Origin of the sequence: Rhizobium sp. BK650 (genome assembly GCF_014195325.1) — a bacterium.
Lineage (GTDB): Bacteria > Pseudomonadota > Alphaproteobacteria > Rhizobiales > Rhizobiaceae > Rhizobium.
Genome location: NZ_JACIBK010000013.1, coordinates 76,012 through 90,329, shown reverse-complemented (window position 1 = coordinate 90,329; position 14,318 = coordinate 76,012). Strand labels below are relative to the sequence as shown.

Annotated in this window: 14 protein-coding genes and 1 pseudogene; 4 read left to right on the top strand and 11 right to left on the bottom strand. The window is 61.0% G+C overall.

All coding sequences use genetic code 11. The features are described from left to right. Positions 1–4: 4 nt before the first annotated feature. The 7 genes from FHX15_RS25490 to FHX15_RS25460 form a co-directional block, all read right to left on the bottom strand. On the bottom strand, positions 5–148 hold the full coding sequence (locus FHX15_RS25490; RefSeq protein WP_184401155.1) for a hypothetical protein: 144 nt from the start codon (positions 146–148) through the stop codon (positions 5–7). 103 nt (positions 149–251) lie between these two features. Beyond that, positions 252–2,204, bottom strand: coding sequence for a BTAD domain-containing putative transcriptional regulator (locus FHX15_RS25485; protein ID WP_184401241.1), 1,953 nt, complete (start codon positions 2,202–2,204; stop codon positions 252–254). Between the two features lie 345 nt (positions 2,205–2,549). Next, on the bottom strand, positions 2,550–3,362 hold the full coding sequence (locus tag FHX15_RS25480; protein ID WP_246779078.1) for an aldo/keto reductase: 813 nt from the start codon (positions 3,360–3,362) through the stop codon (positions 2,550–2,552). Positions 3,363–3,476: 114 nt separating this feature from the next. After that, positions 3,477–4,385 (bottom strand): carboxylating nicotinate-nucleotide diphosphorylase, encoded by a 909-nt coding sequence (nadC, locus tag FHX15_RS25475; protein WP_184401153.1) that lies wholly within the window; start codon positions 4,383–4,385, stop codon positions 3,477–3,479. A 1-nt stretch (position 4,386) separates the two neighbouring features. Continuing rightward, positions 4,387–5,934, bottom strand: a complete 1,548-nt coding sequence (locus tag FHX15_RS25470) for an L-aspartate oxidase (protein WP_184401152.1) — start codon at positions 5,932–5,934, stop codon at positions 4,387–4,389. Next, complete coding sequence (gene nadA, locus FHX15_RS25465; protein ID WP_184401151.1) at positions 5,931–6,902, bottom strand: quinolinate synthase NadA; 972 nt, start codon at positions 6,900–6,902, stop codon at positions 5,931–5,933. Before nadA ends, FHX15_RS25470 begins: the two co-directional genes overlap by 4 nt. A gap of 71 nt (positions 6,903–6,973) precedes the next feature. Then, on the bottom strand, positions 6,974–7,870 hold the full coding sequence (locus FHX15_RS25460; RefSeq protein WP_184401240.1) for an NUDIX hydrolase: 897 nt from the start codon (positions 7,868–7,870) through the stop codon (positions 6,974–6,976). A gap of 156 nt (positions 7,871–8,026) precedes the next feature. Here FHX15_RS25460 and FHX15_RS25455 point away from each other — a divergent pair, with 156 nt between their 5' ends. After that, the gene (locus FHX15_RS25455) at positions 8,027–8,272 is read left to right on the top strand and encodes a type II toxin-antitoxin system ParD family antitoxin (protein ID WP_184401150.1); all 246 of its coding nucleotides are present in this window, start codon (positions 8,027–8,029) and stop codon (positions 8,270–8,272) included. Further along, positions 8,269–8,580, top strand: a complete 312-nt coding sequence (locus FHX15_RS25450) for a type II toxin-antitoxin system RelE/ParE family toxin (protein ID WP_184401149.1) — start codon at positions 8,269–8,271, stop codon at positions 8,578–8,580. Before FHX15_RS25455 ends, FHX15_RS25450 begins: the two co-directional genes overlap by 4 nt. Positions 8,581–8,616: 36 nt before the next feature. On the opposite strand, the pseudogene FHX15_RS25445 reads toward FHX15_RS25450, so the two are convergent. From FHX15_RS25445 to FHX15_RS25430, 4 genes and pseudogenes are all read right to left on the bottom strand, one after another. Continuing rightward, positions 8,617–9,415: pseudogene (locus FHX15_RS25445) on the bottom strand (3-methyl-2-oxobutanoate hydroxymethyltransferase). A gap of 34 nt (positions 9,416–9,449) precedes the next feature. Further along, on the bottom strand, positions 9,450–10,676 hold the full coding sequence (locus FHX15_RS25440; protein ID WP_184401148.1) for an NAD(P)/FAD-dependent oxidoreductase: 1,227 nt from the start codon (positions 10,674–10,676) through the stop codon (positions 9,450–9,452). An 8-nt stretch (positions 10,677–10,684) separates the two neighbouring features. Then, entirely contained in the window at positions 10,685–10,999 is a 315-nt protein-coding gene (locus FHX15_RS25435) for a MocE family 2Fe-2S type ferredoxin (RefSeq protein WP_184401147.1), read from the bottom strand. Positions 11,000–11,033: 34 nt separating this feature from the next. Beyond that, positions 11,034–12,122: a fatty acid desaturase family protein gene (locus tag FHX15_RS25430; protein ID WP_184401146.1), complete on the bottom strand. Its 1,089-nt coding sequence runs from the start codon at positions 12,120–12,122 to the stop codon at positions 11,034–11,036. 133 nt (positions 12,123–12,255) lie between these two features. Here FHX15_RS25430 and FHX15_RS25425 point away from each other — a divergent pair, with 133 nt between their 5' ends. Together FHX15_RS25425 and FHX15_RS25420 are read left to right on the top strand one after the other, a co-directional pair. After that, positions 12,256–13,284 (top strand): LacI family DNA-binding transcriptional regulator, encoded by a 1,029-nt coding sequence (locus tag FHX15_RS25425; RefSeq protein ID WP_184401145.1) that lies wholly within the window; start codon positions 12,256–12,258, stop codon positions 13,282–13,284. A gap of 217 nt (positions 13,285–13,501) precedes the next feature. Further along, positions 13,502–14,314, top strand: coding sequence for a TIM barrel protein (locus tag FHX15_RS25420; RefSeq protein ID WP_184401144.1), 813 nt, complete (start codon positions 13,502–13,504; stop codon positions 14,312–14,314). Positions 14,315–14,318: the final 4 nt, after the last annotated feature.

Genomic DNA, 14,318 nt, shown 5'->3' with positions numbered 1-14,318 from the left:
TTCCTTAGCGGAACCTCAGCGCATGCGTCAGGCTTTCGAGGCCGTTTGCGGACGCGTTGAGCTCTTCCTGCTTCATGGCAGCCTTTGCGGCGGCAGAGAAACGGAGTGCGGAAGCCTGGATTGCGGAATTGGTTTCAACGGCTTTCATGATCTTTCTCCTAAATGGTTGGGCGGCTGAGCGCCGTTAACCATTCGAAGAGAACATTGCCTGCGTCATTTAAGCGTTACAGGCTTCGTTAAAAGGCCATTCATCAGGGAAGACCGGCGAGCTGCAGGCCTTTTATCAACGGCTCAGTGAAAGCCGGATCGCGGTCAGGGACGAAATGACGGATCTCTTCGCTGCGGAAATCAGGGAAGTTTTCCAAGACAACGCGTGCATAATTCCTTGCCTTACCGAGATCGCCCGCCATGGCATGGGCGGCAGCGAGCAGACGAGCCGTCGCCTGTTTCGACTTCACCGGCTCCAGCGCATCGATCGCTTTCTCATACTCTTCACGCATGAAGTGGATGCCGCCTAGATTCCAGTAGTAATAGTCCGGCGGTAGCGGATTGAGCTTGAATGCAGCCCGGCTGAGTTCGAGCGCCCGATCGAAATCCCCGTCATGGGAAAGCGCATCGGCGAAATCGGCCAGGATGTCGGCATCGTTGGGATTAAGATCCTGCGCCTGCTGGAAATATTCGAGGCTTTCTTCGAAGCGGCGGCGGTAGAGCGCCACGAAGCCGAGTTCGCGATAGGCTCGGCCGCTGTTCGGGTCGGTCTGGCGTGCCATCCTTGCAGAGGCGTAGGCTTCGTCCAAGAGATCCCGGTCGCGCATGCCGCGGATAAGCCATTCCATGCCGAGTGCGCGTGACATGCCTGCGTGGGCCGGGGAGAAATGCTCATAACGGCCGAGCGAGGACTTGAACCATTTGCGCGCCTGGCGCAGGTGCTGCAGGTCGGTCTGGGCAATCAGACGCTTGCCTTCGAGGTAGAGGCGATAGGCCGAAGCCGGCACATCTCTAAGCGGCATCGCCAGTTCATTGCGCTCGATCGTATCGGCAAGCGTCATGACGATGCGTCGGGTAAGCTGGCTGAAAGCTTCACTGATCTTCTGCATCGCGAATGGAATTTCGACTGCCCACAGTACTTCGGAAGTGGCCGTGCGCGTCAGCCGGCAGGTCGCATAGACATCTTCGTCGCGGCTCTGGATCGTGACATAGACGGCGTAGTCGAAGGAGAGGTCGAGCGGGCCGACGGTCGGGCGCGTCGGGTCGAGCGCACGGCTCAGCATTTCGAGGCTCGTATGGGCGGCGATGACCTTGAAGCCGCGCTGCTGGCTGAGCCCAATCGTAACGTCTTCGAGCAATGCGCGGCCGACACGGTCCATCAGCGGATCGGTGAAGATGCTTTCGGGGGGCAGGATGACGATGCGCGGCTGGCCGGCCGGATCGATCAAGAGTTCGGAGGTGGGACGCGGATGTTCGCTCACCGCCTGCGCGGCCGCCAGTATGCCGAGTTCGCGGGCAAGCGCCGTCGTCGCCTCGTCCGGCTCGATATCGAAATCGTCCTTGAGCTGGCTGCGGCATTTCAGGTAGGCCTGACGCGCAGCAGGCAAATCGTTCATGCGGGCGAGGGTGCGCATCAGCGCCCGGCAAGCGATCTCGTTGGCGGGGTCCAGCTCGATCAGCCGCTTGGCAAAGCCGATCTGTTCTTCATCCGAATGCTCATCTTCCCTCTCGAGCAGGTGAACGAGATGGGCCGAGCGCGCTTCATTGACCCGCTGGCGCTCAAAGGTGAGCCAGTCCTCGGCACCCTGTGTGGGAGATTTGACGCTTTCGAGCAGTTCGCCGAGCAGGATGCCGCTTTCGTCCGGCCCCAGGACATCCTTCTGCTTGAGGATGTTGAGGTCGATCTCCCAGCCCGGTGCAAGCCCAAGATGGGTGCGCGTGGCGATGAGCAAGGGCGGAAGCCCCTCAGGAATGCTCTGTTCGATGCGAGACAGAAGCTGGCGCAGGCTACCAGCACGTTTTTCAGGAAGTTCGGACTGCCACAGCTGGCATCGGATGGTTTCGCGGTCGACCAGCGGCTCCGACGACAGCGCCAGCATAGCGAGCAGGAAATAGGATTTTTCGGGCAAAGGAAGCTCAGCCCCAGCGGCCAACAATCGCGGCCTGCCGAGCAGACATAGTCTGTTCGCTTTCACTTCTCCGGTTGACCCGTCCATCACGGTTCTCACCTTAAAGGCCGGAGCGCTTGAGGCGGACCGGCCGGTCAGGCAATGTTAGATCGATTAGCAGGCAACGTGAAGCGTTTTTGCCTGCGGCGACTATAATTTTTATCGAATATTTACGTTCCCGGCCGGTGTTTGCTAGCAATATAATTTACAAATACTGCATGTAGAGCGAGAACCGTCTCATTCCGAAACATCATCCTGTCACGCGGACCGGTGACCGCCTCTCCTGCCTTGCCCTGGTCAGCATGTCCTCGCGGGTCGCTTCTGCGACGCGATTGCGGCGATGATGTAAACGCCAAAATCAGAGGCCCGAGCGCCTTGATTCGGTCTTAAAAGTTAATCCCACTTCGGACCCCAGTCCGGATCGACAACGCGGTGGTTGCGGTCGATCATCTCGATGCGGGCGATTTCGTCGGGAGAAAGCCTGATCGAATTTGCCTTGAAGTTCGAGCGGATGCGCTCGGGCCGGCCCGATGTCGGGATGGTGCAATAGCCCTTGGCAAGTTCGAAAGCGATTGCCACCTGTTCCGGGGTGGCGTCGTGTTTTTCACCGATTGCCCGCAGCACCGGTTCTTCCGACAGCATGCCACGAGCGATCGGTAGATAGCAGGTGACGAGAATTTCCCTTTCCTGACAGTAGTGTGCGAGCTTCTTGTTCTGCAGGATCGGGTTGAGTTCGAACTGGTTGTTGGCGATCCTGCCCTTGCCGAGGAGGGCTTCGGTCTCCTCCAGAAGAGCGATCGTGAAATTCGAGACACCGATCAGCTTTGTCAGGCCACGGGCCTGTGCGTCTGCGATCTGGGTGATGTAGACCTCGAGCGGAATGCGGCCGTTGGGTGAGGGCCAGTGGATCAGCGTCAGGTCCACCTGATCGACCTTGAGGGTTTCGAGGCTCTTTTCCAATGAGGGGACGAGTGCGCCAGGACCAAAATTATCGGTCGAAATCTTTGTCGTCAGAAAGACCTCTTCCCGGTCGATCCCCGAGCGACGCAACGCTTCGCCGACTTCGAATTCGGTATCATAGGTCTGCGCAGTATCGAGGTGCCTGTAGCCGGTTTCGAGCGCACACAGGATCGCGTCGATACCGTTCTTGCCATTGCGTCCGAACGTACCAAATCCCATCAACGGGATAACGTGGGGTTTTTCCAATCCGATTTCCTCCATTCCCTCTCACGCCTCCAGTGAGCCCTTGGAGCTTTGCAATAGGTTGGAGCTGTGTCCAGAAAAAAACGCCCGCGGAATTGGTCTGATCCTGGCAGAAGTTCACAGAGACAAGAATGCCTGGGCCGTCCGGCGCAGCGGTGCCGCGTTTCGCCCAGCGGCTTCGATAAAATCGAGGCCGATGTCGAGAACCGGGGCGCTATGCGTCAGCCAGCCGACGGAGATAAGGTCGACACCCGAGGCGGCAATGTCGGGGGCCGTCATCGGCGTCACGCGGCCCGAGGCTTCGGTGATCGCCCGTCCGGCGACGATGCTGACGGCCTCGCGCAGCTGATCGGGCGTCATGTTGTCAAGGAGGACGGCATCGATCCCCTCGCCCATCGCCTCGTGCAACTGATCGAGCGTGTCGACTTCGACTTCGATCTTGACCATATGGCCAACAGAGGTCTTGGCCCGGTGGATCGCTTCCGAAACGCCGCCGGCAATGGCGACGTGGTTATCCTTGATCAGCACCGCATCATGGAGCGCAAAACGATGGTTCATGCCGCCGCCGGCGCGTACTGCATATTTTTCCACTGCCCTCAGGCCGGGCGTCGTCTTGCGGGTACAGACGACGGCGGCTTTCGTATCGCGGATCGCTGCGACGATACCGGCCGTCACCGTGGCGATGCCGGAGAGATGACCGAGGAAATTCAGGGCGGTGCGCTCCGCGCTCAACAGCCCACGCGACGGGCCTTTGATTGTGGCGATCACGCTGCCCGGTTCGACGACTGCACCGTCAGGCAGATGTCGCTTCAGGGTTATGGCGGGATCGACGAGCTGGAAGGCAAGCTCGGCGGCATCGAGGCCGGCGACCACGCCTGGCTGTCGGGCGGCCATGACGACCGTCGAGCGATGATCGGAGGGGATGACGGCAGCTGATGTGATATCGCCGGCAAGGCCGAAATCCTCGGCAAGTGCCGCACGCACCAGCGGCTCGATAATGATGCGCGGAAGGGGAGCGAGGCTCATCTCAGGCACTCCTTGCAAGCGGGTGGGAAGCGGTCGCCCTGGCAATGTCAAGGGCGTCAGCCAGTGTCATCTTCCGCCGTACGGCTTCGGCCCGCTTCAGAGGGAAATCGGTGCGGGCATGCGCCCCGCGCGATTCCGCCCGAAGGCTTGCGAACACCGCAATCAGAAGGGCGACGATCGCCGGATCGGCACCAGGGCCATCGCCTTCGGCAAGCGGCAAGAGGCTTGCGACAGCACCGTGAATGGCACCTGCATTGCGCAGCACGCCGAGATGGCGCGAGACGATCGGCCGGACAAGCGAAGGATCTGCCGCCTCCGGCAGTGCAAACAAATCGGCCTCAGGCATCGGCGGCTTTGCAGCCGGCATCGAAAGAATGTCGCGGCCGGCGCGCATGCCCATGACTGCTGCTTCCAGGAGCGAATTGCTGGCGAGCCGGTTTGCGCCATGCAGACCGGTGGAGGCAGCCTCGCCTGCGACCCATAGGCCGCCAATCGAGCTGCGGCCAACAGCATCGGTCGCAACCCCACCCATATGATAATGGACGGCGGGGCACACGGGAATGAGCTCGCGGCTCGCATCGATGCCGGCCTCCCGGCAGAGCGCATCGATGACCGGGAAGCGGGCGGCAAAGCGCTCACCAAGTGCGGCACGCCCGTCAAGGAAGACACGCCCGCCACGGGCGAGTTCAGCGCTGATGGCACGCGCCACCACATCGCGGGGGGCGAGTTCCGCACCCGCCACGCCAGCCATGAAACGCTCACCGCTCTCGTTGAGGAGCACGGCGCCCTCGCCGCGCACCGCTTCGCTGACGAGCGCTAAGGGCCGGCGGCGGGAATTAAGCGCAGTCGGATGGAATTGCACGAATTCCATGTCGGCAAGTTCCGCGCCGGCGCGGGCCGCAAGCATGATGCCCTGCCCGAAATTGCCGGTCGGATTGGTCGTTGCCTCATAGAGCCCGCCAATGCCACCGGTCGCCAGCACGATCCGCCGCGTCGGCAGGATGACTGCACCACTTGCGCCGACGCAGGCAAGGCCGGTGACGCCCTCCTCATCCGTCAGGATCCGACGGGCGTCCAGGCCTTCCAGCACGGTGATCGAGGGTGTGGTGATAACGGCAGAAACGAGCGCACGAATGACCTCGGCACCGGAGCCATCGCCTTGCGCATGCACGATGCGGCGACGGTTATGGGCTGCTTCCAGCCCCAGCGACAAGGCGCCGTCCGCCGCCCGGTCGAAGTGGACACCTGCGCACTCCAGCGCGGCAATGGCATCAGGCGCCTCGGCGACGATTCCGGCAGCAATTGCGGGATCGCAAAGCCCGTCGCCTGCAGCGAGCGTATCGGCAAGATGCAGCGCGGCACTGTCATCAGCCCCCAAAGCGGCAGCAATTCCGCCTTGGGCCCAGGCGCTCGATGTCTCTCGGCCAAGGCCGGCACGGGTGACGATGACAACGGGTTGAGGCGCCAGGGTCAGGGCTGCCATCAGTCCTGCAAGGCCGCTGCCGACGATGACGGCGCGGCCGGTTAGTTGGCTCGCAATCTCACTCATATTGCCAGCATCCTCTCGACAGCCCGCCGGGCAGCGACCGCGACCGCGGGATCGACGGTCACTTCATGACGGTTTTCCTCAAGTGCCGTGCGAATGTTGGAAAGGGTGATGCGCTTCATGTGCGGGCAGAGATTGCAGGGGCGGATGAACTCGACATCTGGATGATGGACGGCGACATTGTCGCTCATCGAGCATTCGGTCAAAAGCACGACGCGGGCCGGTTTCTTCTGCCCGACATAATCGGACATGACGGCGGTGGAGCCGGCAAAATCGGCTTCGGCTACGACGTCAGGCGGGCATTCTGGGTGGGCAAGCACGGTGACGCCCGGGTGGTTTTCGCGCAGCTGGCGCACATCATCGGCGCTAAAGAGTTCATGCACCTCGCAATGCCCGTGCCAGGCGATGATCTCCACATCGGTTTCCTTGGCGACATTGCGGGCGAGATATTCGTCCGGGATCATCAGCACACGCGGCACGCCGAGAGATTCCACCACCTTCTTGGCATTGCCCGAGGTGCAGCAGATATCCGAGGCGGCTTTGACGGCAGCCGAGGTGTTGACATAGGTGATAACGGGCACGCCGGGATGGGCCTGGCGCAGCAGCGCGACATCCTCGGGCGTGATGGATTCGGCAAGCGAACAGCCGGCGCCGAGATCGGGGATCAGCACGGTCTTTTCCGGGTTCAGGAGCTTTGCCGTCTCGGCCATGAAATGCACGCCGGCGAGCACGATCACGTCGGCATCGACCTCGACCGCCTTCCTGGCTAACGCCAGACTGTCGCCGACGATATCGGCGACACCATGGAAGATTTCCGGCGTCTGGTAGTTGTGCGCGAGGATGACGGCATTGCGTTTGCGCTTCAGCTCGAGGATCGCTTCGACATCGTCTTGAAACGTCAGCCATTCGGCTTTGGGGATGACGCGGCTGACGCGGTCGTAGAGGGAAGACGCGGATACAAGGTGGTTCATGGCCGGCTCCATTAATTATGCTCTATTTGAGCATATCATGCGCAAAGAGATATTCTCAAGATGAGCATATGTCAATTGCGGGAGAGAGGTAATTTCGTGCCGGCGAGCGCGCGCTGTTCGAGAATGGTCTGGCGGAAGCGGAAGAGCTTGGCCGGCCGGCCGCCGGTCTCGCTCGTCGCCTCGCCGGTTTCCTCCACCAGTTCCTGCTGTTCGATCAGGCGGCGGAAGTTCTGCTTGTGCAGCGTCAGGCCGGCGAGCGCCTCCACGGTCCGCTGCAATTGCAGCAGGGTAAAGCTCTCCGGCATGAGCTCGAAAACGACCGGGCGATATTTGATCTTGGCGCGAAGCCTGGCGATGCCGGTCGCAAGGATCCGCCGATGATCTGCAAACATCGGACGGCCAAGATTGTGGTCCCTGCCGCAACCCGCCTCGGCAACGAGGCCTGCCTCATAGAGCAGTTCATAACGCTGCAGCGTCAGATCCTCGTTCCAGCCGCCACCATCGAGCCCGAAGGTGAAATCGGCGCGGCGATGTCTATACTCGCGCTTGGCCGGTTCGGCATCGGCCCAGAGGTGCAGCCGTGCGATGAGTTCGTTGAGAATTTCCGGGCGGCCATCGCGATGATCCTCCCAGGGAAAATATTCATACCAGCCGTGCCAGCCCGGCCGCCCAGCGCCTGACTGTTCGTTGACGAGGCCGAGATAGCTGATTGAGATCGTTCGACCGCCTTGGATATCGTTGTTCCGGTCTCGGTCGGCGAAGGTGTAAAGCTGCTCGAGAAATCCGACCGGATGGGCGGTCTGTTCCTGGATCCATTCGCGCAGACCCGATTGCAGCGTGCGATGGCCCATCTCGAAGGGGCCTGACGGCAGCGCATCGCCGTTGCGGATCGTCATGACGCGCGGCTCATCGCCCGTCACAGCGACGAGAACCGCGATCAATTCCGCATGTGCAAAGCCTATCGTCACCAGCGCCTGAGAATCTGTTTCTGATAGTCTATTCTCTGACATAGGGCGGCATCAATGCCAATGATCGGCTCGCCCCTCCTCCCCAGCAAAGAAACCCGAGCGAAATTGAATAGTACCAAATATTGGTATATATTGGTAATGACTTAGGAGATTTTCATGTCCAAAAATACATCTATTGCTTTGGGCGATCATTTTGCGGGCTTCGTCGAACGGCAAGTCATTGAAGGTCGTTACGGCTCCGCGAGCGAAGTCATCAGGGCCGGTCTGCGGCTTCTGGAAGAGCACGAGGCTAAGGTGAAGGCGCTACGCGACGCAATCGGCACCGGCATCGACAGCGGCCAGGCAGAAGATTTCGATTTCGGCACATTCCTTGATCGAAAGCGCCGGATCCGGACAAAGTGAAAGGCTACGTCCTCTCCAAGGCTGCCGTCGCCGATCTCGATGATATCTGGGATTATACTTTTGACAATTGGGGCCAGGAGCAGGCGGATCGCTATGTCAACGATATCCGCAAGGCTTGCGAAGCCCTGGGACTAGGTCAGCGCAGCGGACGGCCCATTGACGACATCTGGCCCGGCTTGTTCAAGCTGGCTATCAACTCGCACTTCCTGTTCTATCGCGCGCTTGAAGACGGCCGGGCCGGTATTGTCCGTATTCTGCACAAGCGTATGAATGTGGAAGCTCGGCTCGGCGACACACCATTACACTGATGGCGTTTTCCCACACAAATGGTGGAGAGCAGCCTTCTATCTCTCCTCTTCCAGCCGATGCAGGAAATTGCGCAACTCGGCCTCGTCGATGCCGACGAGATGGCGTTTTTCCGGATAGGCGCCGGAGCGGATGTCCTCGGCCAGTTCGCTGAAGGCGGCGATGCGTTCGTGCTGCAGCCGGTCATATTCGGCGGCGAAATTGCGATAGACCTTGGCATGGCGCGGCGTGTAGTCGCGGTTGGAGCCGAGCACGTCGTCGGCGAAGAGATATTGCGCATCGCAGTTGCGGCCGGCGCCCATCGAGATCATCAGCAGTGACGTCTTGTTGGAAATCGCCGCCGCTACGTCGCCGGGAACGACTTCGATCTCGGCTGCGAAAGCGCCAGCCTCTTCGAGTGCCTTCGTCTGGCGCCAGACCTCGAAGGCGCTCGCCGCCGTCTTTCCGACAGCGCGAAAACCGCCGGTCCAGGTGGCTTTCGAGGGGATGAGGCCGACATGGCCGCAGACGGGAATGCCCTCGTCGCGCATGCGGCGGACGGTCTGCAGGCTTGCGGCGCAGTAGACGGCGTCGCCGCCGGCCTTCAATGCCTTGAAGGCCTCGCGCAAGTACTCCTCCGCCGAGACGTGATCGCCATATTCTAGGCCGGGAATTGCAAAGGGAGAGGGGGCTGCCTCGCGAAAGGCCGGGTCCAGCAAAGCAGGTGGCACGGAGACCAGATCAATACCGGCCTTTTCAGCAGCTTCCGCTTCTTCGAGCGAGGTGACGCGCAGCATGCTGGCGCTTTCCCTTCAGCGCCAGCAGGTCTGCGACCGTGGCGCGATTATGCTTCTTCATCGCAATATCCTTTGGCCAGTATTTGTGGAAACTATCAGGCGGCGAGTAGCGTCTTCAGCTTGATGTTGCTGGCGGTCAGCGCGGCGGGATCGGGATGGGCGCGCGCGGCTATCAGCATTTCGGCAAGTCTGATGTCGCGCGCGACCGTGTTGCCCGGTCCGATGCCGCTTGCAGCAAGGAGCCGCCCTTCGGCATCGAGATGGAAGAGAATGAAGGCTCCCTCGCCGAGATCACGACGCAGATGTGTGATCGCACCATCGGCAAGGCCGGCAATCTGAAGCACCATGTCATATTGATCCGACCAGAACCACGGTACCGCCGAGACGGCCTCGTCGGCGCCGAGCATGTTGGCGGCGGCAAGCGTGCCCTGGTCCTGCGCATTGCGCCAGGATTCGAGCCGCACTCGCCGGCCGTCATAGATATCAAGCGGAAAGGAGCAGCAGTCGCCGGCGGCAAAGATATCCGGGGCGGAGCTGAGCAGCCGGTCATCGACGGCAATGCCGTTGTCGATCGCAAGCCCGGCGGCTTCTGCAAGTTCGACATTCGGCCGTGCACCGATCCCGACAAGGGCCAGATCGGCTTCGATCGTCTCGTCGGACGAAAGCCGGATAACGGCCTTGCCGTCCTGTTCGCTCAACGCTTCGATGGAGACGCCGCAACGCAGATCGACGCCTTCGGCGCGATGGCGCTCAGCGATGAGATGCGCGATGTCCTCGGGCACGCCGCGCTTCAGCACCCGCTCCAGCCCTTCGATCAGAACCACATCGGTGCCGAGCCGGCGGGCGGTCGCAGCGACCTCCAGGCCGATGAAACCACCGCCGATGACAGCAAGCCGCTTGCCGGGCTGGAGCATGGCGCGCAACGTCGCGGCATCATGATGGGTCCGCAGCGAGCGAATATGGCTGCTGTCGGAGGGTGCATTGGGAAAGGAACGGGCGCTGGCGCCGGTCGCAAGAAGCAGCCTGTCATAGGAAAGGCGGCTGCCGTCCGACAGTGCGACCGTATGGGCCGCAGCGTCGAGGCCGGTCGCCGTCAAGCCGGTCAGCAGGCGGATATTGCTTGCGGCATAAGCCTCCTGCGCGGCGACGAATTTTGGATCGATGGCGCCCAAAAGCCCGGCCTTGGAAAGCGGCGGCCGCTCATAGGGCGGATGCATTTCGGAGCCGACGAGCGTGATCTTGCCGTCAAATCCCTTTTCCCGTAGCGCAAAGGCGGCACGCGCCCCGCATTCCCCCGCCCCGATGATGACGAAATGGGCCATGACGCACCTCAGATCGCGATGAAGACGGCACCGTCTTCGACCTTGACAGGATAGGTCTTGAGGTTGACGCAGACCGGTGCTCCTTTGGCCTCGCCAGTCCTATAGTTGAAGCGGCCATTATGCTTCGGACATTCGATGATTTCGTCCATGACGAGCCCGTCGGCGAGATGGACTTGCTCATGGGTACAGAGCCCGTCGGTGGCGAAGAATTCGTCATCCGGGCTGCGATAGACCGCAAAGGTGCGCCCGCCGTGATCGAAGCGGATGACATCCTCCTCGTCGATCTCGTCCTTGCCGCAAACTTCAATCCAGTTTCCGTTCATCTTTTTCCTCCCTCAATCCGGTTAATTGGGCTGCTTACTGGGCTGCAGGCGCCAGTTCGGCGTGGAACTCCTCGCGGTAGGGCCGGGCCGTCGCGGGCAGCTCCCGCTTGACGAAATAATCCTCGTTGCGAAGCTGGCGCAGGAAGGCCGGGATCATCTCTTTGTAGCCGGCCCAGATTGACAGACTGGGTGCCGGCAGGTCGTGCTTGATCATCGCATGCAGCTTCGGCAGCGCGTGGTAGGGCACCATCGGAAACATGTGGTGCTCGACGTGATAGTTCATGTTCCAGTAGATGAAGCGACTGATCGGGTTCATGTAGACCGTGCGGCTGTTGAGCCTATGGTCGATGACGTTGTCGGCAAGCCCGCCATGCTGCAGCAAGCCAGTCAGGACATGATGCCAGGCGCCATAAAGGCGGGGCAGGCCGATCAGCACAAGCGGCAGGATCGAGCCCATGTAGATGGCAAGTGCTATTGTGACGACGTAGATCGCCAGCCAGATGCGGGCGATGCGGATCGCCTTCGGCTGCTCCATCTCAGGAATGAAGGTCTTCTCCCCGGCGCTGATGATGCCGGTCGAATTCCTGACCATGTCGACGACAGCATGCCAGACATCGAGAATGCCGAAGAAATTGAGGATCAGCCGAACGAGATCCGGCGGGCGCATCACAGCGATTTCGGGATCGCGGCCGACGATGACGGTGTCGGTGTGATGGCGCGTATGGCTCCAGCGCCAGGTCACTGGATTGCGCATGATCATGAAGCAGGCGATCTGGTAGACGACGTCGTTCATCCACCGCGTCTTGAAGGCGGTGCCATGGCCGCATTCATGCCAGCGGCTGTCGGAGGCCGAGCCGTAGAGCACGCCGTAAGCAAGAAAGAAGGGCACTGCGATCCAGGAGCCCCAGAAACGAATGGCAAGTGCTGCAAAGACCGCCATGCTGCCGAGCCAGAGCGCCGTATCGCGGATTGCTGGCGCGTCCGAACGCTGCATCAGCGCCTTCATCTCCTTGCGGGCAATATCGGTGTGATACCATTGCGCAGCCGCAAGGCCGGTTTCCACCGCCGACCTGCCGCTCGCCCCCAAGAGGCTGTAATCCCGCTTTGTTGCATCACCAGCCATGCCTTCCTCCTCACCAGCTCTTGGCCCGGAGAATATGTTGACTTCGCAAAGCTCTCAATGCAGGCTTGATGTATTCTATCAAAAGCCATCAAAAACAGCTTTCATTTGTGATTGAAAACTCTCAGGAAAGCCCATGCGCCGCCCTACCATCTCCGATCTTGCCCAGGCCTCCGGCGTCAGTGTCGCGACCGTCGACCGTGTTCTGAATGGCCGCCACCGGGTGCGCGAGGAGACGGCGCGTCGCGTCTATGATGCGGCTCAATCGATCGGCTATCACGCCGTCGGCCTGATCCGGCAGCGCGTCTTCGAGGATCTGCCGCAATATCGCTTGGCCTTCCTGCTGCAGAAGCCGACGCAGCCCTTCTACCAGGCTTTCGCCCGCGAGATCGAAACGGCTGCCCGCAACGTCACGACCGCCCGCATCCAGACACAGGTGGAATATCCTGCTGCGGCAACGCCGGCGGCGCTCGTCGAAAAGATCAAGCTGCTTGGTGCCAGGAATCAGGCGGTTGCCCTCGTCGGACCGGACTATCCGGCGGTGACGGCAGCGGTCGAGGAGTTGAAGGAACGCGGCATTCCGGTCTTCTCGCTGCTTTCGGATCTCGCGACCGGTGTCAGGGACGCCTATGTCGGCGTCAACAATCGAAAGGTCGGCCGCACCGCCGCCTGGATGATCGCAAAGACATCACGACGGCCGGGAAAGGTTGCCTGCTTCGTCGGGAGCCATCGTTTCCATGGTCATGAGCTGCGCGAGATGGGCTTCCGCTCCTATTTCCGCGAGGAGGCGCCGGACTTCGAGGTGGTCGAAACGCTGATCAATCTCGAAACCCCTGAGATCACTCACGAGGCGACGCTGACGCTTCTGCAGAAACATCCCGATCTCGTCGGCCTCTATGTTTGCGGCGGCGGCATGGAGGGGGCCATCTCGGCATTCCGTGAGGAAGGAATCGACGGCCGCATCGTGCTGATCGTCAACGAACTGACGTCGGACAGCAAGACCGGCCTTGCCGATGGTATCGTCACCATGGCGATCGGCACGCCGCTGCCGGCGCTTTGCGAGGAGGTCGTCTCGCTGATGACGGGCGCTCTGGAGAATGGCGGGACTGCCGTCCCCGGCCAATCCTTCCTGCCTTTCGAGATTTTTCTGCCCGAAAATATCTGAAGCAATTCTGACAAACGGCGCGCTGGTTCGTTCGGAATTCAGAAACCAGAATTCTCCGAGAATGATGGAATCCTATCATCTCAGCTGAAATTCTATCAGCAATGATAGGCTTTGACGCCTCGTCGCCGATGGACGCGCCGCCGAATTGCATTAGACATTTCCTCGATCATTCAAAACGTCCTCGCCGAAGATGCGGGGATCGAGGAGGAGATTTCGCATGCCATCTATTCGTTTCGCGCTGAACCACATGGCAGCGCCCTCGCTTTCGATCGAGGATTTCTTCGCGCTCGCCGCTTCGCTCGGCATTGATGCGGTGGAAATCCGCAACGACCTGACCGGCAATGCTATTGTCGACGGCACGCCGCCGGAGGTGATCAGGGACGCCGCTGCCCGTCACGGCGTCGCCATCATCTCCATCAATGCGCTGCAGCGCTTCAACGAATGGAATGCGACCCGCGAGAGGGAGGCCCGCGAATTGGTCGACTATGCTAAGGCCGTGGGCTCGCAGGCGCTGGTGCTGGTGCCGAAAAATGACGGCACGAGCCGCGCGGACGGCGAACGTCAAGCCAATCTGCGCCGATCGCTCGAGGCACTTCGGCCAATGCTGGATGCGGCCGGCATTGTCGGGCTGGTCGAGCCGCTCGGCTTCGAGATCTGCTCGCTGCGCTCCAAGGCGGAAGCGGCCGAGGCGATCGAGACATTGGGCGCCCAGCCGACCTTCCGGCTGGTGCACGATACCTTCCATCATCATCTTGCCGGGGAGGCGCTGATATTTCCGCATCTGACGGGCCTCGTGCACATTTCCGGTGTCAGCGACCCCGCCGTTTCCGTCGCCGACATGCGTGACCCGCATCGTGTGCTCGTGGCCGCCGACGACCGGCTCGGCAATGCTGCCCAGATCCGCGCACTGCTGCAGGCAAGCTATAAAGGCCCCTTATCCTTCGAGCCCTTTGCTGCCGAAGTGCATGCGCTCAAGGATCCTGCTGCCGCGCTGAAGGCCAGCATGGATTACCTCTCGGCCCAGGTTTGAGCGA